General features: G+C 57.8%; 16 protein-coding genes. 7 read left to right on the top strand and 9 right to left on the bottom strand.

The features are described 5' to 3' along the window. The first annotated feature begins 16 nt into the window (after positions 1–16). Both VGE55_RS06860 and ettA read left to right on the top strand, forming a co-directional pair. Positions 17–1,159 carry an NAD(P)/FAD-dependent oxidoreductase gene (locus tag VGE55_RS06860; RefSeq protein WP_331130970.1) on the top strand — a complete coding sequence of 381 codons (1,143 nt, stop codon included), beginning with the start codon at positions 17–19 and terminating at the stop codon, positions 1,157–1,159. Between the two features lie 34 nt (positions 1,160–1,193). Further along, positions 1,194–2,855 carry an energy-dependent translational throttle protein EttA gene (gene ettA, locus VGE55_RS06855; RefSeq protein WP_331130969.1) on the top strand — a complete coding sequence of 554 codons (1,662 nt, stop codon included), beginning with the start codon at positions 1,194–1,196 and terminating at the stop codon, positions 2,853–2,855. Between the two features lie 10 nt (positions 2,856–2,865). On the opposite strand, the gene yghU is transcribed toward ettA, so the two are convergent. The 9 genes from yghU to VGE55_RS06810 all read right to left on the bottom strand — a co-directional run bounded on the left by yghU (position 2,866) and on the right by VGE55_RS06810 (position 10,668). Beyond that, positions 2,866–3,732 (bottom strand): glutathione-dependent disulfide-bond oxidoreductase, encoded by an 867-nt coding sequence (gene yghU, locus VGE55_RS06850; protein ID WP_331130968.1) that lies wholly within the window; start codon positions 3,730–3,732, stop codon positions 2,866–2,868. 63 nt (positions 3,733–3,795) lie between these two features. Further along, the gene (locus VGE55_RS06845; protein WP_331130967.1) at positions 3,796–4,188 is read right to left on the bottom strand and encodes a cytochrome c-type biogenesis protein; all 393 of its coding nucleotides are present in this window, start codon (positions 4,186–4,188) and stop codon (positions 3,796–3,798) included. After that, on the bottom strand, positions 4,175–4,762 hold the full coding sequence (locus VGE55_RS06840) for a DsbE family thiol:disulfide interchange protein (RefSeq protein ID WP_331130966.1): 588 nt from the start codon (positions 4,760–4,762) through the stop codon (positions 4,175–4,177). The genes VGE55_RS06845 and VGE55_RS06840 overlap by 14 nt, the downstream gene beginning before the upstream one ends. Then, on the bottom strand, positions 4,759–6,759 hold the full coding sequence (locus VGE55_RS06835; protein WP_331130965.1) for a heme lyase CcmF/NrfE family subunit: 2,001 nt from the start codon (positions 6,757–6,759) through the stop codon (positions 4,759–4,761). The genes VGE55_RS06840 and VGE55_RS06835 overlap by 4 nt, the downstream gene beginning before the upstream one ends. Then, entirely contained in the window at positions 6,756–7,160 is a 405-nt protein-coding gene (gene ccmE, locus VGE55_RS06830) for a cytochrome c maturation protein CcmE (RefSeq protein ID WP_331130964.1), read from the bottom strand. The genes VGE55_RS06835 and ccmE overlap by 4 nt, the downstream gene beginning before the upstream one ends. After that, complete coding sequence (locus tag VGE55_RS06825; RefSeq protein ID WP_331130963.1) at positions 7,160–7,324, bottom strand: hypothetical protein; 165 nt, start codon at positions 7,322–7,324, stop codon at positions 7,160–7,162. Before VGE55_RS06825 ends, ccmE begins: the two co-directional genes overlap by 1 nt. Further along, positions 7,321–8,040: a heme ABC transporter permease CcmC gene (ccmC, locus tag VGE55_RS06820; protein ID WP_331130962.1), complete on the bottom strand. Its 720-nt coding sequence runs from the start codon at positions 8,038–8,040 to the stop codon at positions 7,321–7,323. Before ccmC ends, VGE55_RS06825 begins: the two co-directional genes overlap by 4 nt. 3 nt (positions 8,041–8,043) lie before the next feature. Continuing rightward, positions 8,044–9,453, bottom strand: coding sequence for an ATP-binding cassette domain-containing protein (locus VGE55_RS06815; RefSeq protein ID WP_331130961.1), 1,410 nt, complete (start codon positions 9,451–9,453; stop codon positions 8,044–8,046). A gap of 9 nt (positions 9,454–9,462) precedes the next feature. Further along, a complete protein-coding gene (locus VGE55_RS06810) occupies positions 9,463–10,668 on the bottom strand; it encodes a TPR domain-containing protein (RefSeq protein WP_331130960.1) in 1,206 nt (401 codons plus the stop codon). A gap of 188 nt (positions 10,669–10,856) precedes the next feature. On the opposite strand from VGE55_RS06810, the gene VGE55_RS06805 reads away from it, so the two are divergent. From VGE55_RS06805 to VGE55_RS06785, 5 genes are read left to right on the top strand one after another with little or no spacing between them, the layout of a single operon-like run. Next, the gene (locus VGE55_RS06805; RefSeq protein ID WP_331130959.1) at positions 10,857–11,672 is read left to right on the top strand and encodes a hypothetical protein; all 816 of its coding nucleotides are present in this window, start codon (positions 10,857–10,859) and stop codon (positions 11,670–11,672) included. A 9-nt stretch (positions 11,673–11,681) separates the two neighbouring features. After that, complete coding sequence (locus tag VGE55_RS06800) at positions 11,682–13,154, top strand: hypothetical protein (protein WP_331130958.1); 1,473 nt, start codon at positions 11,682–11,684, stop codon at positions 13,152–13,154. Between the two features lie 25 nt (positions 13,155–13,179). Then, positions 13,180–15,132, top strand: coding sequence for a heme-binding protein (locus VGE55_RS06795; RefSeq protein WP_331130957.1), 1,953 nt, complete (start codon positions 13,180–13,182; stop codon positions 15,130–15,132). Then, positions 15,129–17,384: an SH3 domain-containing protein gene (locus VGE55_RS06790; protein WP_331130956.1), complete on the top strand. Its 2,256-nt coding sequence runs from the start codon at positions 15,129–15,131 to the stop codon at positions 17,382–17,384. Before VGE55_RS06795 ends, VGE55_RS06790 begins: the two co-directional genes overlap by 4 nt. 18 nt (positions 17,385–17,402) lie before the next feature. Beyond that, positions 17,403–21,311: a hypothetical protein gene (locus VGE55_RS06785; RefSeq protein ID WP_331130955.1), complete on the top strand. Its 3,909-nt coding sequence runs from the start codon at positions 17,403–17,405 to the stop codon at positions 21,309–21,311. Positions 21,312–21,337: the final 26 nt, after the last annotated feature.

Below are 21,337 nucleotides of genomic sequence, written 5' to 3'. Positions count from 1 at the left end.
AAAGGAATTTACCCCCATGAACACCACCATCATTGGTAGCGGCGTGGCCGCCTGGACCTTGGTGCGCGAGCTGCGCAAGGCGTCCCCCGACATGGAGATTCGTGTCATCACGGCCGACAGTGGCGATTTCTATTCCAAACCGATGTTGTCCAATGCCCTGGCCAGCAACAAAACAGCAGAAAGCCTGGTCATGACCCCTGCCGCCAAACTGGCCGAACAGCAAAAAACCGAATTGGTGGCCAACACCACAGTCAGCGCGGTGGACATCCACAGCAAAACCGTGCAAACAACAGCCGGAAATTTCACCTTCGACAAACTGGTGCTGGGTTTGGGTGCCGACACCATCAAACTCCCCCTGGAAGGCAGTGGTGCGGGCGACGTCATCAGCGTGAACGACCTGACCGACTATGCGGCATTTCGCAAACTGCTGGATGGTAAAACCGAAGTGGCGGTGCTGGGCGCTGGCCTGATTGGTTGCGAATTTGCCAATGACTTGTTGAAAGCCAATGTACACACCACCGTGTTTGACCTGGCCGACCGCCCCCTGCCCCGCCTGCTGCCCCCCGAAGGCAGCGCGTTTTTGCTGAACAAACTGCAGGCGCAAGGCGTGAGCTGGAAACTGGGCCGCAGCGTAAACCGCATTGAAAAAGCTGGCGACGGCTACACCATCACCGATTCCACCGGTGAAACCACCACGGCGCAGCTGGTGCTGTCTGCGGTTGGACTGACACCCCGCACCGGCCTGGCCAAAGCGGCGGGCTTGACCGTGAGCCGAGGCGTGGTGGTGAACGCACTGGGACAAACCAGCCACCCGGACGTGTTTGCATTGGGCGATTGCGCCGAGTATTTGGGCAAGTTTGTGTTGCCCTACATCATGCCGGTGATGCAAGCCGCCCGGGCCATGGCGCAAACCTTGGCAGGCAACTCCACCGAAATCAAGTTTCCGGCCATGCCGGTGGTGATTAAAACACCCGACTGCCCCACGGTGGTCAACCCACCGCTGCCCGAGCATGTGGGCGCCTGGGAAATCACCGCGGATGACACGGGTGTGAAAGCCCTGTTCAAAGGCAGCGACGGCGCCCTGCTGGGCATGGCCCTGCTGGGTGATGCCACCAAGGAGAGGCAAGCTTTGGCACCCCAATTGCCCGCCTTGATTTAAACTCTCGCACAACCCTTTTTTACACGGACTGGCCATGGCCCAATACGTTTTTAGCATGAACCGCGTGGGGAAAATTGTTCCCCCCAAGCGCCAAATATTGAAAGACATTTCACTGAGCTTTTTCCCCGGCGCCAAAATTGGCGTGTTGGGTTTGAACGGCTCGGGCAAATCCACCCTGTTAAAAATCATGGCGGGTGTGGACAAGGACATCGAGGGCGAAGCCGTGCCGATGCCCAACCTGAACATTGGCTATTTGAGCCAGGAACCTGAACTCAACCCCGAGCACACCGTGCGCCAAGCGGTTGAAGAAGGCCTGGGCGATTTGGGCATGGCCCAACAAAAACTGGAAGAGATTTACGCAGCCTATGCCGACCCGGAAGCCGACTTCGACAAACTGGCCGAAGAACAAGCCAAATGGGAAGCCGTGATTGCGGCAGCCGGCAACGATGTGGAACACCTGATGGAAATTGCAGCCGACTCGCTGCGTTTGCCCGCCTGGGACGCGATTGTCGGCAACCTGTCGGGGGGTGAAAAGCGCCGTGTGGCCTTGTGCCGTTTGTTGATGAGCAAGCCCGACATGCTGCTGTTGGACGAACCCACCAACCACCTGGACGCAGAGTCGGTGCATTGGCTGGAGCAGTTCCTGCACAAATTCCCGGGTACTGTGGTGGCTGTTACCCACGACCGCTACTTTCTGGACAATGCAGCCGAGTGGATTCTGGAACTGGACCGCGGCCACGGCATTCCCTGGAAGGGCAACTACAGCAGCTGGCTGGAGCAGAAGGAAGACCGTCTGAAGCAGGAAGAAAGCTCGGAGTCCGCACGCCAGAAAGCCCTGAAAAAGGAACTGGAGTGGGTGCGCCAAAACCCCAAGGGCCGACAAGCCAAGTCCAAAGCGCGCATTGCCCGCTTTGAAGAACTGTCTAGCCACGAATACCAAAAGCGCAACGAGACTCAGGAAATTTTCATTCCGGTGGCCGAGCGCCTGGGCAATGAAGTCATTGAGTTTGAAAACGTGAGCAAGGCATTTGGCGACCGATTGCTGATCGACAACCTGAGCTTCAAGATTCCACCCGGTGCCATTGTGGGTGTGATTGGCCCCAACGGCGCGGGTAAATCCACCCTCTTCAAGATGATTGCGGGCAAGGAACAGCCCACCAGCGGCACCGTGAAAATTGGCCCCACAGTGAAACTGGCCATGGTGGACCAGGCGCGGGATTCACTGCCCAACGACAAAACCGTGTTTGAAGGGGTGGCCGAGGGTGCCGATATCTTGACCGTGGGCAAGTTTGAAATGCCTTCCCGCGCCTACCTGGGCCGCTTCAACTTCAAAGGTGGCGACCAGCAAAAGATCATCGGCAACTTGTCGGGTGGTGAACGTGGGCGCTTGCACCTGGCCAAAACCTTGATTTCGGGCGGCAACGTGCTGATGCTGGACGAACCGTCCAACGATCTGGACGTGGAAACACTGCGCGCATTGGAAGATGCCCTGCTGGAATTTGCGGGCACAGTGCTGGTGACTTCGCACGACCGCTGGTTTTTGGACCGCATTGCCACACACATTCTGGCCTGTGAAGGCGATTCTCAATGGGTGTTTTTCGACGGCAACTTCCAGGAATATGAGGCCGACAAAGTAAAACGCCTGGGTGAGGAAGGTGCCCGACCCAAGCGTGTACGTTACAAACCGCTGAAGTAAATCGCCGGGCTCACGGGTTGAGCTTGTCCTGGGTTTTCAAGTCGAAATCGCTGGCATCGTGGCGTTCCCACAACTGCTCTTCCGGCTTGCCCCAGGCCCGGTTCACCATGCGGCCGCGTTTGACGGCGGGGCGCTCGGCCAACTCATTGGTCCAGCGCAGCACGTTGGTGTAGGTGTGGGCTTCCAAAAACTCGGCTGCGTTGTACACGGCACCCACCACAATGCCGCCGTACCAAGGCCAGCAGGCCATGTCGGCAATGGTGTATTCATCGCCAGCCACGTAGCGGTTGTTGGCCAATTGGCGGTCCAGCACATCCAGCTGGCGCTTCAGTTCCATGGTGTAGCGGTTGATGGGGTACTCGTACTTCTCCGGGGCGTACACATAAAAATGCCCAAAGCCACCGCCCACAAAGGCTGCACTGCCCATTTGCCAAAACAGCCAATTCAGCGTCTCGGTCCGCTTGGCAGGGTCTTTCGGGAGAAATGCACCAAACTTTTCAGCCAGGTACAGCAGGATGGAACCCGACTCAAACACTCGGGTACCGGGGTTGGTACTGCGGTCCAGCAAGGCCGGAATTTTGGAGTTGGGGTTCACATCGACAAACCCGGAACTGAACTGCATGCCTTCGTTGATTTTGATGAGGTGGGCATCGTATTCAGCACCCGCATGGCCCAGCGCCAGCAACTCTTCCAGCATCACAGTCACCTTCACGCCATTGGGCGTGGCCAGCGAGTAAAGCTGCAAGGGGTGTTTGCCCACGGGCAATTCTTTGTCGTGCGTGGGCCCGGCAATCGGCCGGTTGATGTTGGCGAATTGGCCGCCGCTGGCTTTGTCCCAAGTCCAGACTTTGGGCGGGGTGTAAGTGGCGTCACTCATCGGGATACTCCTCAATTCGATGTTAACAACAAAGCGGATCGATTGAGTGTACTTCGGATTTGATCAATGACGGTCTTGGTATTGACGCTCGGCCCAATCCTCGTCGTTAGCAGTCGGCTTGGCTTGCTGTTCCACCCGGTTTGATTTCATGACCCTGCGGGCCAAAACAATCGCGAGCAGCAAGACGACAAACGGCCCCCCCCACAACACCGCATTGCCCGGTGTGTAAGCTGGTTTGTACAGCACGAATTCACCGTATCGGTCTTGCATGTATTGCTTGATCTCGGTTTTGCTTTTGCCAGCATGCACTTGCTCTGCAATCTTTTCCTTCAAATCGATGGCCAATGAGGCGTGTGAGTCAGCCAAAGACTGGTTTTGACACACCAGGCAACGCAATTCGCTGGCGACATCCCGATAGGCGGCTTGCTCGGCAGGGCTTAAATCATTGGGGTTCATGGACTGCCTCCAGTGTGGGCCCAACCACCGTTTGCACATAGTCGGGCTCTATCGGGCCCACCTGCTTGTGCAACACCACATTGTTGCTGCTCATCAGGAAGGTTTCCGGAACGCCATACACACCCAGTTCAATACCAAAGTCGCCAGTTTGATCAATCAGGATGAGGTCGTAGGGGTTGCCGTGTTGCGCAAGCCATTGGCGTGTGTCTTCCAGCTGGTCCTTGTAGGCCAGGCCTACCAATCGAATGTGTTGTCGCTGGGCAATGTCGAGCCAATGGGGGTGCTCCACCAGGCAGGCCTGGCACCAGGAGGCAAACACATTGAGCACCCAGGGTTGGCCTTTCAGGGCGTCAATGGTCTGCAGGGTGTTTACATCGGTGATTTTCACCAAGCGGGCTTCGGGCCCTTGCAGGGCCAGCACGGGCAATGTGGCGCGGGGTATGGGTTTGCCAATGAGCGCAGAGGGCAGCTTTTTGGGGTCCAGCCACAACCCCTTGAGCAAAAACACACCGAGCAGCAACAACACCAGCAAAGGCAGCAAGAGGCGGAGCAGTGATGGTTTGGATGCACTCATACGTCAGCACCCGCTTTGGCTTTGCCACGGTAGCGGCGGTCCATCACGGTGACAAACCCACCCAACGCCATGAGTGCGCAGCCCCACCAAATCAGGTTGATGAGCGGCTTGTAATACACCCGGACGCCCCAGGGTTGCGTGGCGTTTCTGTTGTTGCCTTCTACAGCATCGCCCAGGCTGATGTACACATCCGAAAACCAGTCGGTGTGAATCGCGGCCTCGGTCATCACGTTTGAGGAAGACTGGTAGCGTCGCTTTTCAGGCTCGAGCAAATAGATCACATTGCCTGAACCCCGTGTGAGCTCAAAAACCCCCAGAGCGGCTACATGGTTGACCCGCTGGACTGAGTCGACGCCAATGAAGGTGAGCCGCCAAGGGCCAATTTCCTCGGTTTGGCCGGGCTTCATAACCAGGTCTTTTTCCAGTTCGAATGTTTTAACCCAAGACACCCCCAGCACAAACACCGCCACCCCCAGGTGGGCCAGCACCATGGCCCAGTACGACAGGCTCAAGCGTTGAGCCAGGTACAGCCAACCAGTTTCCGGACGCTGCTGTTTGAGTTGCCGCTGCGCCTGCTGCGCGTGGGCCAGCGTGCTGACGGCCAAAAACGTGGCTGACACCACACCCAAGGCCCACAAGGCACTGAAATGTTGGCTGCTGAACCAGGCAAAGCCCAATGCCAGCAAGGACACCCCCAGTGCCAATGCACCCGGTTTTGCATAACGGGCCAACGGCGTTTCGCGCCAGCGGCTGTCGGGCCCAAGGGCCATCAACAACACAGCGGGCAACAACAAGGGCACAAACAGGGCCTCGAAATACGGTTGGCCCACCGACATTTTTCGACCTTTCAATACTTCAACCACCAAGGGATACAGCGTACCCAACATGACCGTGACCAAGGCAGCACTCATGAGGACATTGTTCGACAAGAGCAATGCCTCACGGCCTGTGGCCTTAAAAGCCCCACCCTGTCCAACTTGCCCGGCACGCAGTGCGTACAGCAGGTAAGAGCCACCGACCACCAGGAACAAAATGACCAAAATAAAGATGCCGCGCTTGGGGTCGGTTGCAAAGGCGTGAACGGAGGTGAGCACACCGGAGCGAACCAGGAAAGTACCCAGCAGTGAGAGTGCAAATGTGGTCAAGGCCAACAGCACAGTCCAGCTTTTGAGCGCACCGCGCTTTTCGCTCACGGCCAGGGAGTGAATGAGTGCTGTACCAGCCAGCCAGGGCATGAGGGAGGCGTTTTCAACTGGGTCCCAAAACCACCAGCCGCCCCAACCCAGCTCCCGATAGGCCCACCAACTGCCCAAGGCAATACCCACGGTGAGGAACGCCCAGGCGGTGTTGGCCCAAGGGCGGCTCCAGCGGGCCCAGCTCATGTCAAAGCGCCCTTCCAACAAGCCTGCCATGGCAAACGCAAATGAAACCGCAAAACCCACATACCCCATGTACAGCATGGGTGGGTGGATGATCATGATGATGTCTTGCAACAGGGGGTTCAAATCACGGCCATCCAGCGGGGTGGGGCTGAGGTGCTCAAACGGGTTGGACGCCAACAGCAGGTAGAGCAAAAAGCCACTGAGCACCAACTGAAGAACGCACAGCACCCGGGCTTTGAAACTGGCGGACACATCAAACCTGGACCAAGACACTGCCTGCATCCAACCCGTGAACATGAGGATCCAGAGCAGGAACGAGCCTTCATGCGACCCCCAACTGGCGGCCACTTTGTAAAACAGCGGCAGGCTGAGGTTGGAATTTTCGGCCACATTGCGCACGGAAAAATCGCTCAGCATGAAGCTGGCGAGTAAACCTGCGAACGCCACCAACACCAGGACGGAAATACCCAGCACATGACGCTTTACGCCGAACAGCACCGGTTGAGCCACATCATGCCCGCGCACGCCGCGCAAGGCCGCCAAGCCAGAATACGCGCCACTCACGCACAACAACAGAGCCAGGGAAAGGGCCCACTGGGCCACCGTTGCAATCATTTGGGCATTCCGGGGGGTGAATAGTTTTCATCATGCTTGGCCAGCACCTCGCGCGCGGTGAATACCTGGCCATCCCAATGACCATCGGCGACAACGCCGGTGCCCTCTTTAAACAAGTCGGGCAAAATGCCGGTGTACGCAACCGGCACTTGTTGATGCTGGTCCGACACCACAAAACGCACTTTCAGGCTATGCGGTTCGCGCTGAACTGAGCCTTTTTCCACCAGTCCGCCCAATCGATAACTGCCTTGGCCAATCGGCGTTTCGCCCGACAAAATCTGGCTGGGTGTGTAGAAAAAAACCAGGTTGTCGTTGAACACTTTCAGCAAGGCAAAGGCAAAGCCACCCGCCACAGCCAGCACGGCCAACAACCACAGCATGCGTTTACCACGAAGCGTCATCACAGGCCCTGCCCTGGCTGCTGGCGGCGCTGTTGACGAGCATCACGGCGCGCCTGTTCATCCGCGTGGACACGACCCGACCGATGGGCCAAGCAGGCGTCCAGCGCAACAATGGCCACACCCAATGCGGTGCAGGTCCAGATGGTCAGCCAAACAGAAGTCATGTACTCACTCCTTGCAATGTTGCTTGCATGGCCCGCCGGGACAGCAAGGCGTGGCGGGCACGGTTTAAAACGGTGCTGGCGCAACACAGCCAAAACCCCAGCAAACACAGCACCAGCGCCCGGGCAATGTCTGGGTGCAAACGGCTACCAGACAGGGACACACTGTACCCCTGGTGCAAGGTGTTCCAAAACACCACGGAGCCGTAAATCAGCGGAATATTCACCGCACCGATCAGCAAACCAATGGCCAACACTCGGTCGGATTTGGATGCATCCAGACTCAGCTGCGACAGGGCCATCAAGCCCAGGTAAATGAACAGCAAGAGCAATTCAGACGTCATGCGTGCATCCCACACCCAGTAGGTGCCCCAGGTGGGTTTGCCCCACAAGGCGCCAGTGACCAAGGCCAGCACGGTCATCCAGGCACCCGTGGGCAACAGGGCCCGCATCATGACCGCCGACACGGAACCGCGATACACCCAATTCAGGCCCGCATAAACGCAGGCCACCATGTACAAAAACATGGACATCCAGGCTGCGGGTACATGGACATACAACACCCGGTACACCTCACCTTGCTGGGCATCCACCGGGGCGACCGCCAGCCCCAAATACAGGCCCAACACCATGAAGACGCCCCCCATGACACCCAGTATTTTCCAGAGTTGGCGAGTCTTTTCCAGAAATTTTGGCGGCGAGGCCCAGCTCAACCACATACCCTACTCCTGAACAAGCAAAAACAGCCGGCGAGCAACGGGCACACCCAGCAAAAAGCCCAAAACACCCATGCCCCACAGCACCATCAACGGGGCAACTGCGGACCGCCCCAGGCTGGCCGCCTGGGTGGCTTCCAAGCCAAACACCAACACGGGCAGCAACAAGGGCAAACCCAACACCAGCAGCAGCGCTGTGCCCCCCCGCGTTAGCAGAACCAGCAGCGCCAGCAAACCCAGCAATGGGACCATGGCCAACACACCGCTGGCACTGGCCCACAAAAACTGTAACGCCTGGGCGCCTGTGAATTGAAACTGAACCACCAGCAACGCCGTAACCGGCAACAACACCGCCACGTGCTGCACCAGTTGAAACAAACATCGCCCCAGCCAGTACTGGCCTACGCCATTGGGGGCATTGTGCTGCAACCATTGTAACCAGCCCACCCGCTGGTCTTCAGCAAACCAGTCCTTCACGGTGAGCAGTACAGCCAGCAGCAAACTGACCCAGGCCAAGGTGCGGGCCGGTTGCAACTCGGTACGCTGCAGGGCAAAGCCACACAGGCTGAGCACCATCCAGAAAAACAGCGCACTCCAGGCCAAGGTCTGCAAACTGCTGTTCAACAACCAGCGGTCGCGCCGCATGGCCAAACCCAGCGCCTTCATCCAACCCAGCTCATCGTTGGGTTGTTGAACCCAGTCAGCCGTGTTGCCAGACTGCGTTGCCGCCTGCATATCATCGGTTGGGCATTGCAGACGCCCACCCGCCAATTCCCAGGTGATGAACGGTGACGTTCGCTCGCCCTGCACCGGTGCCAGCCATGTTTGGTGGGAAGCCATCAACACACAGCCGCCTTGGGCAAGGTGTTTCTCCATCAGCGTATTCAGCAGAGCTTGGCCAGCATGATCCAGCGTGTTCAGGGGCTCATCCAACAACCAAACACGGGCCTTGGACAGCAACAACAGCGCCAAACCCAAGCGGGCTGTTTGTCCGGCTGACAGGGTCGAAACCCATTCATAACGCCAGTCCATCAAATTCACTTGTTCAAGCACCGATTCCACGGCAAACAAGTTCTCACCATTCCCGGGCGCACGCAATGAGCCCAGTGATTGGGCGTGGACCGTCAATTGCTGAAGTACCGTTAACTCACCTCGAAAACCCATGGCTGGGCTGAGCAACAGTGCAGAACCAGGCCTTTGCTGGTTGAGTGCATTCGCCAACCCTTTGAGCAGGGTTGATTTTCCACACCCATTGTTGCCGCGCACGTGGCACAGCACGCCAGCAGGCAGGGTGAAGTGGAGGTCATGGGCCAGTTCCACACCGCCAGCCTGCAATGTGGGCCATTCCACATCGAGCTGTCCGGGTTGGGACCATCGACACTGCGGCTGGTGTTTTGAAGGCGGCGCTTGCGTCATGCCGTGTACTCAGCGCTTGGTCAACTCAAGCTGCAATTGCGCGTTGACCAGCGGTGTTTGCTGCCAATCGGATTGCAGATCACCCTCGGCAGGCGCCGGTGTGCCTTGCTGTGCCAAGCGGGCTTGTACAAACACCACCGGGTTTGAACCCGTTTTCTCAAAACTGGCCAGTGCATCGGGTTGAATCAGGTTCCCCTCGGTCAACGCAAAACGATTCTGGCCCGGCTTGAGCTGGCTTGCCGGTATGCGCAAGGCTGCCAAGGGCATGCCCGGGCTAGCCTGCATTTTGGCCACCACAAACAGCACCGCACTGGGCGAAGCCTGCCGGAATGATTCGGAAGGCAGGTTGACGATTACCTGAATATTCAAGGTGCTGGCCGGCTGGGCTGAAGCACTGGCTTGCTCGGCTGCCGGGCTCTGCCCTTTCAAGCGGCTTTGCTGAACCTGGCTCAGCAGGTTCCAGTACATGCTGGCTTGTTCGGTATGTCCAGCCTGCTCGGCGGCTGTGGCAGCCAAGGCGAGCGCCTTTTCGTGTCTGGGGTCGCTCTTCAAAGCTTGCGCAATGTATTGAGCGGGCTCACCCGTCAAAACCCGGCCTTGGGCCATGGCCAACAGGTCGGCCAGGTCGGCCAACAGGTCGGGATGGCCCGGGGAAAGCCGCAGTGCCTGCCGCAATGAACTCGCAGCTTCGGAATACTGGGCCAGCGACGCTTGGGTGCGGGCCAACAGCACCCAACCCTGCAAATCATCGGGATTGGCTTTTAATCGCGATTCAAGCCCGGCCAAACGATCTTCCAGTTTGGCACCGTCGCCCGGGTGTGCGTGATCAGCATCATTCACCGCTGGGCCATTGGCCCGCGCTGCGTGGTCAACACTGCCCGGCCATTGCAACGCACCGGGATGCATGCCGCCCACCGCCCACAACAACCCCAGGGACAAGACCAGCAATGCTGCAACCCAAACCCGGGAACCAGTCACGACAAGGGCTGGGGCAATGTTCAGTGGGGGTGCCGAGTCCATCAAAGGACGGGCTTCGTCGGCCATGCTTCGCCATTGGGCAATCAGGTCAATTTTTGCATCGGCATCCAGCAGAGGGTCGGACTCAATTTCCTGCCGGCGCGCTACCAAGGCATTCCATTCGGGTGAGCCTGAATGAACTGAGTGAACACGCTGTTGAAGAACTCGAAAAGGCGACCCGATGTGGTGAAGAGCCATGGCAACGAGCGCAAAAAGCACGGCAATGAGGAGAACAAGCCCCAGATCCAATTCTTCACCCCACATTTTTCAGGAAAAGGGATACTAACACCGTGTCAGGTGTCGTAACATTACGGACTGTAAGGACAGCGCCTGCAGTTCTGAACTTGCCTTACTTCTGATAACTACAACGACACGGCGTTTTGGCAATGATTCAGGACAATCTGTTCAACTACAAGCACTTTGTGTTTCTCAAGCTGGCCGTCGCCCTGGCCCTGCTGTCCAGCATTGCCTACCTTGTCCACACACCTTCGATTGTCGCCAACGGCGGTACCTGGCTAGGCTACACCCTGGGCACCATCGGCGCGCTGTTGATTGTCTGGCTGATGTGGCTGGGCGTGCGCAAACGCCAATACAGCAACGAAGCAGGTAACCTTCGCGCCTGGGTGTCGGCCCACATTTACCTCGGGGTTGCACTCACGGTGGTGGCCACGCTGCACACCGGGTTTCAAATTGGCTGGAACGTTCACAGCCTGGCCTATGTGCTCATGATGGCCACCATTGGGTCTGGCATTTGGGGCTTAACCTTGTACGTGCAAGGTCCCAAAGCCATGTCGGATGTGTTGAACCGCCAAAGCCCAGAGCAATTGGCCAGCCTTGTGGAACAATTGGACCGGGAAGCCGGAAAACTGGGTAAACAAGCAGACAGCACGCTTCAAACATTGCTCGCTGCGTCCGCCAACCAAGGCGTATTCAACCGCCGCACCAATGCCTGGCGCGGTCAGGTTGCGGATTGCAAAACAGAACAAACGGTCGATGTGCTGCAACAAGCGCTGCAAAGCCAACCCGCGCTGGCCGAACTGTACCGAAACCAGGTGCAACGATTAAGGGCACTGAAACAACTGCGACGGTATTATCACCTGCGCTTCTGGATGGACCTCTGGCTGTCTGTTCACGTCCCGCTGTCGTTTGGATTGCTGGCGGCCTTGTTGGCCCATGTGCTGTCTGTGTTCATTTACTGGTGACCCTGCTTCATGGCCGACCAATCCAACCACCCGTTGCAACAGGAAGTTCGCTCGCTTCAACAGCCCTTGGGCTTGAAACGTGTGTTGGCTTGGCTGTTGTTTGTGCCCATCTTGCTGGCGTTTTTGGCGCTGCCATGGGTGGCTTCTTTGTGGCCAGAGCCCAATCACACCGGCACCGCGTCTTCAGCCCCTGAAAACAGATCGATGCTGAAAGCCAATACCCTGAATCGGCAGGACCATGCCAAAACCTGGTTTGCGTTGGATGCGGTGTGGAACCCGGGCCCACTGGCTTCAAGCCATGCCAACCTGGAGCAGGATTGCCGTGCCTGCCACCAGGGCGACTTCTCCCGGGTAAAAGACGAAGCCTGCACCCAGTGTCATCAAAACATGGGTGAGCACGTGACACAACAAACCCGATCTGACAGCCACTTTGAAGAAGGCCGCTGCGCCACTTGCCACCGAGACCACAATGGCCGGGAAAGCCTGGCTGAACAGAATAAACACTTTGCTGGGCGGGACTGCAGCAGCTGCCACAGCCAGATTGAATCGGTTGCACCCAAGACGGAAACCAAACCGGTTAAAGATTTTGCAGCACCCGGCCATCCAGCTTTTCGTATGACGGTGGCCACAGGGCCTGAAACCAGTGACCGCCGCCGCATCCGGATGGAAAAAAACACACCGATGACGGAAAGCACTGGCTTGAAATTTCCGCACGATGTGCACCTGGATGCCAAAGGCATTGAAGGTCCCAACAAAAAGGTGGTGATGCAATGTGCGGACTGCCACCGCCCCAACGACACAGGCACAGGCTTTAAACCTGTGACCATGGCCGACCATTGCCAAAGCTGCCATAAGTTGAATTTTGAACCGGCCCTGCCGGACCGGCAGGTGCCCCATGGCCCCGTGAATGCTGTGCTCAGCACTGTGAGCGAGTTTTACAGTTATCTGGCGTTGCACCCCGAAGAAAGGGCGAACGTGAACGCACAGCGGGCAGCCTTGCGTGCGCGCCCCGGCGAAAAAAACCCCCAGCGTTCAACCTTGCAAACACTGGCTGGAAACCCCCAAGGGCAAGCAGCTTTTGCGACCCGCGAACTGTTTGAGAAAACAGCCTGTGCGGTTTGTCACGCCGTGAAAGAGTCCACGCCACCCGCCACTTTAAAAACATCGGGCAAAGGGTTGCCGTACTACAGCATCGCAGCCGTGGCGCCCCAACACACGTGGCTGCCAATGGCCCGTTTCGATCACAAAGCGCATGCATTTGAAAGCTGCGACAACTGCCATGCAGCCAAAACATCCAAGAAAGCGGAACAGGTTCTGATTCCCGGCATTGAAAATTGCCAAAGCTGCCATGCGGGTCAGCAACCCGTTGCTCACAAGGTTCAATCCGATTGTGGTGTTTGCCATGGATATCATTTGCATCCGTTGCCACCCAAAGAGGCTCACACCCTGAGCCCCAGTGCACACAACACATTCACGGAATAAATACGCCATGTTTTTGAACAAACCAATGAAGCTGATGAAAAACCGTCCACACCGGCCTTGGACATGGTCGGCCTTGGGCTTGTGCCTCACCGGGGCCCTGTTGGCCTGTGGAGGTGGTGGCGGAGGCTCATCGGGTGGCGGTTTTTTTGTATCGCCACAGGGCGTTGAGTTTCTGTCCGACACAGAAGTAAGCAATATTGTGGGTCGCGCCATACAGGCCTCGCTGGACCGCAACCAAACATCCACCATCGCCGTGGTAGACCGGGTTGGCAATGTGTTGGCCGTTTACCAAATGACGGGCGCTGCGGTCAACACCACCATCACCAGTGGATTGAACCCCACCACCGTGCAACTGGACGGCGCCACCGTGCCCAGTACACTGGCTGCCATTTCGAAGGCCATCACAGGCGCATACCTGTCTTCCACCGGCAATGCGTTTAGCACACGCACGGCCAGCCAAATTGTTCAGGAGTTCTTCCAGCCAGGTGAGGTGGGCCAACCCAGTGGTCCCCTGTATGGTGTGCAGTTCAGTCAACTGCCCTGCTCCGACCTCAATGTGTGGCTGTCGCAGCATGCCACCATTGGCCCCAAGCGATCACCGCTGGGATTGTCTGCAGACCCCGGCGGCTTCCCGATTTATGAAAATGGCCGGGTGGTGGGCGGTATCGGAATTATTGCCACCCCCAGTGGCAGCGCAGTCAATGGCACTTATGGTTTGGACCGAAATATTCTGGACAACGACCAAGACATTGAGGAGCAGATTGCACAAGCCGCCTTGCCGACCGAGATGCGGGCCCCTGCGGACATTCGGGCGAACCGAATCACGGCCAACGGCCAAACGTTCCAATACGCCAACAGTGACCCAGCACCAGCCTCCGCTGCGTCCGTGCTCGCCAATGGTACGTTTGTCGCCGTTGCTGGTTACAAATCCGTGTCCACGCCGATTGCAGGCACATCCTATGGTCAAGGTGCTTCAGGTTACGTACCCACCAGCAACGCAGCATTTGCAGGGCTCAACACGTTTAACTTGATCACCAACCCGGCCGACACCACCTCTGCCCGTTACCCTGCCACAGCGGGCGCTGGTGGACTGAGTCAAGCCGAGGTACAAAATATTTTGGTGGAGGGCATGAAAATCGCCAACCGCTCGCGGGCGCAAATTCGCCGCCCGCTGGGCTCACCGGCGGATGTAACGGTGAGCGTGGTCGACAGCGATGGCACCATTCTGGGCTTGGTCCGGTCGTCGGATGCGCCCATTTTCGGCACAGATGTGAGCGTTCAAAAAGCGAGAACTGCGCTGGCTTTCAGCAGCAACACCGCACTGACGGACCTGCTGGACAGTGGCGACAACGCCAATGACGCGTTGGTGAATGCGTTGAATGCCTTTTTTGCGCAGCAAGCCCAGGTGTTGGACGGCACTGTGGCTTTTTCTGCCCGTGCGGTGGGCAATGTGCACCGGCCGTACTTCCCAGATGGCGACACCAGCCAACCCAAGGGCCCCTTGTCCACCGCCATCTCCGAGACAAACAACAACTGGAGCCCATTCAACGTGGGCTTTCAACTCAATGTTGTGTTGAACCAGGTGCTGGGCAATCTGACGGGAACAGGCCGCGCAGCCAATGTGTTCGACCCAGCGCTCAACACCACCTGCGCAGACCCGACAGTCAATGCTGCACGCCAAAAACGCTTTGCCAACGGCATGCAGATTTTTCCAGGGGGCTTCCCCATCTACAAGGGCGACACCTTGGTGGGCGCCGTGGGTGTATCGGGTGATGGCGTGGACCAAGATGACATGATTGGTTACCTCGGCGTCATCAATGGTGCCACAGCAGCGGGTACAGCGAACATGCGCCCCTTCCCAGCCACCCTGCGCCGCGCCGATGGACTCAGCAAGGGAGGGCAATTCCTGAAATATGTGCAGTGCCCCCAAGCACCTTTCAATGACAGCAATGCCACCAACGTGTGCCCCAACTCATGAGCCATTTTTTAACCCTGACATCCGCTGGCTGCAAACACTTGAGAAAAAAACCAGTGGCGCGGCTTGCCACAACACTAGTTGCCTTGGCTTTTGCACCGTTACAGGCCCAAGCGCAAATTCAGCCAACCCTGATGGCCCAGCTGGGCGGCGCCTTGGGGCAAGTGGCCCAACGGGTTGAAAACGTTGGCAAACAAATCGTGGGCATTCCCGACGCTGCAGAACTACTGGGCGATGAACGCCCGGTGGCTTTGTTGCAGGTGTTTAGCAAACGAATTGTGGTTCGCAGTGAACCCAGCAGCAGCGCCCGCGGCATTGGCGAGTTTTTCAAAGGCCAATTGGTGGATGCATTTGAAGAAAAAGACGGCTGGTACCGCGTGCGTATTCAAGGCAGCTTGTTGGGTGGTTCCGTGGGCTGGGTTCAGCAAACCCAAGGGGACTACGGTGACACCGCGTTGGGGCTGTTTGCCCCGCGTGTGTTCCCGCACAACCCATTGCTCGACCCGCAAACCGACAGCAGCTTGCGCCCCTCCACCACGGCCACTGCAGGCAGCCTGCCCAATTCGGTACCTCGCGCGATTCCCGGTCGGTCGGAGAGCACCCCACCCCGAGACATCGCCATCCCGGTGATTGATCCATCCCAAGTGCCGCCACCGCAGCCCAACCTGCCCCGTGAGACCGTGTCGGTGCCCGACCGATGGCGCATCATGCAATCGCTGGGCTTCAAGTTTCCCATTTACGACCCCTACAACCAAAACCCCATCAAAGCCGACCTGCCGGTGCTGCGGGATGTGCTCGGCCCTGAATGGTTTTTCAACCTGAATGCCATTTCCGACACCCTGTACGAAGAGCGCCGCTTCCCGGTGCCCGTGCCCCCCGTGACGTCCACGAAACCGGGCCAAACCAGTATTTTTGGTGGGGGTGACCAATCCATTTTCGCGCAAAACCTCATCGTCAGTTTGTCGCTGATCAAGGGCAACACCACCTTTAGGCCACCCGACTATGAGTTCCGTTTGGTACCCGTGTTCAATTACACGGATGTTCGGGTTCAGGAAGACAGGCTATTGAAAATCAGCCCCACATCGGGGACTGAGCGCAAAGAAGGCTTTGTGGGTATTCAGGAAGCCTTCGCGGACATCCACTTGCGCAACGTGTCGGACCGCTATGACTTTGACAGTCTTCGGGTGGGTATTCAGCCCTTCATCAGCGACTTCCGGGGCTTTCTGTTTCAGGATTTGCCGATTGGCGTGCGCTTGTTTGGTAACCGCGACAACAACCGAACCCAATACAACCTGGGGTATTTCAAGCGGATTGAAAAAGACACCAACAGTGGCTTGAATGACATTCGCCAGCCACTGCGGGACGATGACTTTTTGGTGGCCAACCTGTATCGGCAGGACTTTCCGGTGGTGGGCTTTACCAGCCAGGTGTCCTACATTCACAACCGCAACAATGAAAACGATGGACGGTATTTTGACGCCAACGGCTTTCAGGTGCGGCCGGCATCCATTGGTGACCAAAAGCCGTTTGCCTACCATGTGGACTATTTTGGCTTCAGCGGCGACGGCCACTTCGGGCGCACCAACATCACCACCTCAACGTATTACGCCACGGGCAAGGTGGACCGCGACCCCATCGCCCAACGGGAACTCGATATCAGTGCCTGGTTCCATGCCACCGAGGTATCGCGGGACTTTGACTGGATGCGCGTGCGCGGCAGTTTCCTGTACGCCTCTGGCGACAAAGACCCCTTCGACGGCAAAGCCGAGGGCTTCGATGCCATTTTTGAAAACCCCCAGTTTGCAGGTGCAGACACCAGCTTCTGGATTCGTCAAAACATCCCGTTGGTGGGCGGCGGCGGCGTGGCCTTGTCAGGCCGCAATGGTGTGCTGCCTTCCTTGCGTTCATCCAAGGAACAAGGTCAATCCAACTTTGTAAACCCAGGCTTGCTGTTGTTGGGCATTGGTGCCGATCTCGATGTGCTGCCTGAATTGAGAATCGTCAGCAACCTCAACAAACTGCAGTTTGAAGACACCACGGTGTTGGGTGTGTTGCGTCAACAGCGCCCACCTTCCCGCGACATCGGTTATGACGCCTCGGTGGGTTTTCAGTACCGACCCTTCTTCACACAAAACGTGGTCGTGAACGGTTCGATTGCCCGCCTGTTTCCAGGCGATGGCTACAAAGACCTGTTTGGTGTGGACAACGCCAAGCGCCCGTACTCGCTGTTGTTCAACGTGTTGTTGACGTTTTAAGGTTTGGAAACACTGCCTGTGCCACATCAACCCGCCACCGCTGCCCCACTGTTAAACCGACAACGCCTGAAGGTGTTGGGCGCGGCCTTGGGGATTGTCTGCTTCATCGGTTTGCTCACTGGCGAACAGGCGGCTTGGTCCTCATCGGAAAAGCTCAAGGACCGAGCCTACACCGTGGCACCGGCTGCACCTGCACAGCAAACCGAGGCGCAAGCGCAACTGAAATCCGAGGGCTGCATGAGTTGCCACACCCAAACCGACCAACACACCATGCATGAAAACCCCGGCGTGGTGCTGGGTTGTACGGACTGTCACGGCGGCAATGCCAGTGTGAAATGGGTGGGCCCGGAAACCCCGGTGGGCAGCCTGGCGTTTGACCATACGCGCGCCGCGCGTGAGCAAGGTTACAACCCCGCTTACAGGGCAGCCTTGGACCAAGCCCACGTGTTGCCGCGCAATGAAAAATTCTGGAACTACCCGGCCTCGGCCAACCCACAGCGCAGCTTTACCAAACTGAACAAGGAACACCCGGCCTACATCCGCTTCATCAACCCCGGCGATTTGCGCGTGGCGCGGGATGCCTGCGGCTCTTGCCATTTGCCCATCATTCAGGCTCAAGAAAGGAGCCTGATGAGCACCTCGGCCATGCTGTGGGGTGGTGCTTCCTACAACAACGGTATTCTGCCGTTCAAACGTTACATTTTGGGTGAGTCGTACACCGCCGACAGCCAACCAGGCCTGTTGAAAAACCCGATTGAACCCTCGAATGAACTGCACAAGCTCAAAGGCATTTTGCCCTCGCTGGCCCCCCTGCCCGCCTGGGAAACAGCCCCACCCGGCGATATTTTCCGGGTGTTTGAACGGGGTGGACGAGTCATCAATTCCACCTTCCCGGAAGTGGGCTTGCCCAACGTGCTGGGCCAAATTCAGCGGCTGGATGAACCCGGCCGCCCGGACATCAAACAATCCAACCGGGGCCCGGGCACTGGCCAACGCATTGCCGTGCCGCTCATCAACGTCACCAAAACCCGCCTGAACGACCCGCACCTGTGGTTCTTGGGCACCAATGAACAACCGGGCGACTACCGGTCCTCAGGCTGCACCGCCTGCCACACCGTGTACACCAACGACCGCGACCCGCTGCATGCAGGTCCCTATGCCAAACTGGGCAACACCGGCACCACGCAAACCGTTGACCCCACCATCTCCAAAAATGAATCGGGCCACCCAGTCAAGCACAGCTTCACGCGCGCCATTCCCAGCTCGCAGTGCATGGTCTGCCACATGCACCAGCCCAATGTGTTTGTGAACAGTTTTTACGGCTACATCATGTGGGACTACGAAAGCGATGCACCCCACATGTGGCCTGAAAAGCAGCGCTACCCCACCGACTCCGAGATGCGGGAAATTTTGGACCGCAACCCGGAAGAGGCATCGGTGCGCGGCAAATGGAGCGACCCTGATTTTCTAAAGGACGTGTCCACCCTGAACAGCAAATTGAAAGACACCCAGTTTGCCGACTACCACGGCCACGGCTGGAACTTCCGGGCTGTCTTCAAGCGCAACCGCAAAGGCACATTGCTCGACGCCAAGGGTAACCCCGTGTCGGACGACGACCCCAAGAAATTTGAAAAGGCGGTGCACTTAAGCTCCATTCACATGGACTTGGGTATGCACTGTGTGGACTGCCACTTTGCCCAAGACATGCACGGCAACGGCCACATTTATGGTGAAGTGGCCGCCGCGGTGGAAGTGGACTGCGCAGACTGCCACGGCACTGCCACCCAATACCCCACCCTTCGCACCAGCGGACCAGCAGCACCACCCGGTGGCACTGATCTCACCAAGCTGCGCACACAAGACGGCCGCAAACGCTTTGAATGGCGCGACGGCAAGCTGTACCAACGCGCTGCGCTGGACCCCGACAAAGAATGGGAAATGAGCCTGGTGAAAGACACCGTCAACCCCAACAACCCGCATTACAACGCCAAGGCGGCACGGGCCAAATTGATGGCAGCAGGCGAAGAGGGTATGGACGGTAAATGGGGCCCCGGCGTGAAGGAATTGGCGCACGACAACAGCAAGATGACCTGCTTCACCTGCCACCTCAGTTGGACCACCAGTTGTGCCGGTTGCCACCTGCCCATTCAAGCCAACTGGAAAACCGACCGACTGCATTACGAAGGCGGAGAAACCCGCAACTATGCCAGCTACAACCCGCAGGTGGCGCGTGACGACATGTTTCAACTGGGCAAACACGGCCCCGTGAAAGGCAGCCGAATTGCCCCGGTTCGCTCCAGCTCGGCCTTGGTGCTGTCGTCCACCAACGCCAACCGCGAGCGCATTTACATTCAACAACCGCCGATTGCAGCCAGCGGTTTTTCATCGCAGGCATTTGCGCCCCACTACCCGCACACCGAGCGCAAGGAAGAAACCAAAACCTGCACCGACTGCCACGTGTCCCGCGATGACGACAACAACGCCATCATGGCGCAGCTGCTGTTGCAGGGTACCAACTTCGTGAACTTCATCGGCTTCAATGCCTGGGTGGGTTCCACGGAGGACATTTCTGCCATCACCGTCACCGAATGGGATGAACCTCAAGCCGTGATTGGCAGCTACCTGCACCAATACGCCTACCCCGATTATTACGCCCGCCACTTGGCGCACCAGCGTGAACTGGCCGATGGGGAAGTGCCCATGCTGCAAGACCACAGCACAGGCGGTGCAGCGTCGTGCATTCAACTGCGGGGCGAATATGTGTTTGTGGCCGAAGGCAAAGGTGGCTTCCGCGTGTACGACGCAGCCAGCGTGGCCAACAAAGGATATAGCCAGCGCATTGTGAGCGCCCCATTTAGTGCCTTGGGGCACAACACCCATGTGGCCAGCAAAAACGCCACGTGCATGGCTTTACCCACCAACCAGAACATTGCCCCCGAGCGCAACCAGGGCGACCTGATGCGCAACATCAACCAGGAACAGGCCTTCCACCCGATGTACCACTACGCCTTTGTCACCGACAGTGAGGAAGGTTTGATTGTGGTGAATGTGGACACGCTGACCGATGGCGAGGCCCGCAACAACTTCCTGAAACGGGCAGCCACCTGGAATGAGAACGGCGTGTTGAACGGTGCCAGCCACATCACCCTGGCTGGACATTATGCCTATGTGGCCACGCCCAAAGGCCTGGTGTTTTTGGACATTGATGACCCCTTGAAACCCCGCACCATCACCACCCTGCCCTTGCAGGATGTGCGGCACACCGCGGTTCAATTCCGTTACTTGATGGCCACCACCGCAAAGGGCCTGGAAGTGATTGACATCACCAACCCCGAAAAACCCATGCACACCGGTGCCGTGGTGCCTTTGGCCAATGCCCGGGGTGTTTACCTGGCGCGCACCTACGCCTATGTGGCCGCTGGAGCACAAGGCCTGGCCATCATCGACATTGAAAAGCCGCGTCAGCCCAAGTTGTACCAACTGTTCACAGCCGGTGGGCAACTGAACGACGCGCGCGACGTGGTGGTGGGTTCCACCAATGCGTCACTGTACGCCTATGTGGCCGATGGGGTGAATGGTTTGAAGGTATTGCAACTCACCTCACCGGACAGTCAACCCAAGTTTTATGGCTTCTCGCCCGACCCCAAACCGGCATTGATTGCCTGGCGCAAAACCCACAGCCCAGCCATTGCCTTGTCCAAGGGCCTGGACCGTGACCGTGCAGTGGACGAGACCGGTGGCCAAATTGCCGTGTTTGGTCGCATTGGTGCTCGCCCATTCAACCGCAAGGAAATGGAAGCCTTTTACCTGCGCCCCGATGGCCGCCTGTGGACAGTGACTGACACGGTTGAAAAAGACAAATACGTGCCCCTGCTCGCCAAACGCCCGGCGGTGGACTCTGTGGCCTTCAAGAGGACAGCACCATGATGACCCTCGCGACTTTTCATCGGTGG

Origin of the sequence: Limnobacter sp. (assembly GCF_036405155.1) — a bacterium.
In the GTDB taxonomy this organism is placed as follows: Bacteria; Pseudomonadota; Gammaproteobacteria; order Burkholderiales; family Burkholderiaceae_B; genus Limnobacter.
This window is presented reverse-complemented; position numbering and strand designations above follow the sequence as displayed.

Coding starts and splice junctions, on each gene's coding strand:
- VGE55_RS06795 (WP_331130957.1), top strand. CDS start 13,180: ATGAAGCTGATGAAAAACCGTCCACACCGGCCTTGGACATGGTCGGCC.
- ettA (WP_331130969.1), top strand. CDS start 1,194: ATGGCCCAATACGTTTTTAGCATGAACCGCGTGGGGAAAATTGTTCCC.
- VGE55_RS06800 (WP_331130958.1), top strand. CDS start 11,682: ATGGCCGACCAATCCAACCACCCGTTGCAACAGGAAGTTCGCTCGCTT.
- VGE55_RS06810 (WP_331130960.1), bottom strand. CDS start 10,668: ATGGCTCTTCACCACATCGGGTCGCCTTTTCGAGTTCTTCAACAGCGT.
- VGE55_RS06840 (WP_331130966.1), bottom strand. CDS start 4,762: ATGAGTGCATCCAAACCATCACTGCTCCGCCTCTTGCTGCCTTTGCTG.
- VGE55_RS06835 (WP_331130965.1), bottom strand. CDS start 6,759: ATGATTGCAACGGTGGCCCAGTGGGCCCTTTCCCTGGCTCTGTTGTTG.
- VGE55_RS06825 (WP_331130963.1), bottom strand. CDS start 7,324: ATGACTTCTGTTTGGCTGACCATCTGGACCTGCACCGCATTGGGTGTG.
- ccmE (WP_331130964.1), bottom strand. CDS start 7,160: ATGACGCTTCGTGGTAAACGCATGCTGTGGTTGTTGGCCGTGCTGGCT.
- VGE55_RS06860 (WP_331130970.1), top strand. CDS start 17: ATGAACACCACCATCATTGGTAGCGGCGTGGCCGCCTGGACCTTGGTG.
- VGE55_RS06815 (WP_331130961.1), bottom strand. CDS start 9,453: ATGACGCAAGCGCCGCCTTCAAAACACCAGCCGCAGTGTCGATGGTCC.
- yghU (WP_331130968.1), bottom strand. CDS start 3,732: ATGAGTGACGCCACTTACACCCCGCCCAAAGTCTGGACTTGGGACAAA.
- VGE55_RS06845 (WP_331130967.1), bottom strand. CDS start 4,188: ATGAACCCCAATGATTTAAGCCCTGCCGAGCAAGCCGCCTATCGGGAT.
- VGE55_RS06805 (WP_331130959.1), top strand. CDS start 10,857: ATGATTCAGGACAATCTGTTCAACTACAAGCACTTTGTGTTTCTCAAG.
- VGE55_RS06790 (WP_331130956.1), top strand. CDS start 15,129: ATGAGCCATTTTTTAACCCTGACATCCGCTGGCTGCAAACACTTGAGA.
- ccmC (WP_331130962.1), bottom strand. CDS start 8,040: ATGTGGTTGAGCTGGGCCTCGCCGCCAAAATTTCTGGAAAAGACTCGC.